The organism is Aeromonas sp., from assembly GCF_051657805.1.
Lineage (GTDB): Bacteria > Pseudomonadota > Gammaproteobacteria > Enterobacterales > Aeromonadaceae > Aeromonas.
On sequence record NZ_JBOFLJ010000025.1, the window covers coordinates 1 to 1,029 of the forward strand.

The following is a 1,029-nucleotide window of genomic DNA, read 5'->3' on the forward strand; positions in this document are numbered from 1 at the left end:
TGTTTTGATTGCGTCTTGAAATGTGTCTTGTGGAATGAGCATCTCTGTAGCCTTGGCAAGATCTCTTTCCTGGTCCAGGATGGCTTTGTCAGCTTCAGTTGCATCCGTGTTGGCTTGTCTATTGTAGGCGTAGCCTCCAGGGATGGTGATGGTTGGTGCAGAGGTGGTGAGGTTGGGGATGTGGGCTCCTGCTGTGGCTGGAAGCTGCTGATCAGGTGCGGCTGCGTTATCATCGGCTGCTCCTTCTTCTGCGGCTGCTCCTGCTGCTGCGGCGGGGGCTTGGTTGGTGTCTGCCTCCGTGGTCCCTTCCACATCCATGTTGACAATGGCTTCATCTGGGATGCCATTGTCATATTGGAATTCTTCTTGCTCTGCTGCTGCTGTTGCTGCTGCTGCTGCTGCTGCTATTCCTGTGCCTGCTGCTGCTATGCCAGGAGGTGGTCCATTGGCAGGTTGGTGGTGGCCGGTGGCTGCTGGTGTGGCTGGTTGCTGTTGGGTAACCAGTCGTGGGGTAGTGTAACCTGGGAGGGTGTTTTGGGTGCCCCGAAGGGCACTCAGTTGGTCTGTTTGATGTTTGGGTCTACGGGCTGGGGTGATATAGGTGTTGTTCGCCGTCCTGAAGTGGATGTAGGGGTTGTGGGGAGCATGGGCTCCAGTGTCCCTGTGAGGGCCATGTCCGGGGGTGTTTCCAGTTGTGGACCCACAGTGGTGGCGCCAACTCCAGTTGTGGCTCCAGCTGTATCTCCAGCTCCAGGTCCAGGGCCGGTGGCGCGCCTGGCAGATGGTCCACTGTTGTTGTGGTGCCCGGTTTGGGCGTTGTTGAGGTCTTGGTCGCTAGACATGTTGATCTCAGGGTCCTAATGAAGGTCTTCAGATCGTTGTGTTGGTTGGTGGAGAGAGATATGACGGCGAGGAGGTGCGTGCCTGTGTGGCTTCGAGTGGCTGTTCGAGTGGCCGTTCGCGATGGCTTGTCGATGGCTTGTCAAAGCGTGTTCGTCGATCGGTTGGCTCTTGCACTGGCGTCGAAGG

The 1,029-nt window shown here is 57.2% G+C and carries 1 protein-coding gene; it reads right to left on the reverse strand.

Annotated elements, in window-relative coordinates; genetic code table 11:
* Positions 1-318 (reverse strand): hypothetical protein (locus ACRCYW_RS12935; protein WP_438550502.1); only part of this gene is annotated, 318 nt, incomplete at its 3' end.
* Between the last annotated feature and the right edge of the window lie 711 nt (positions 319-1,029).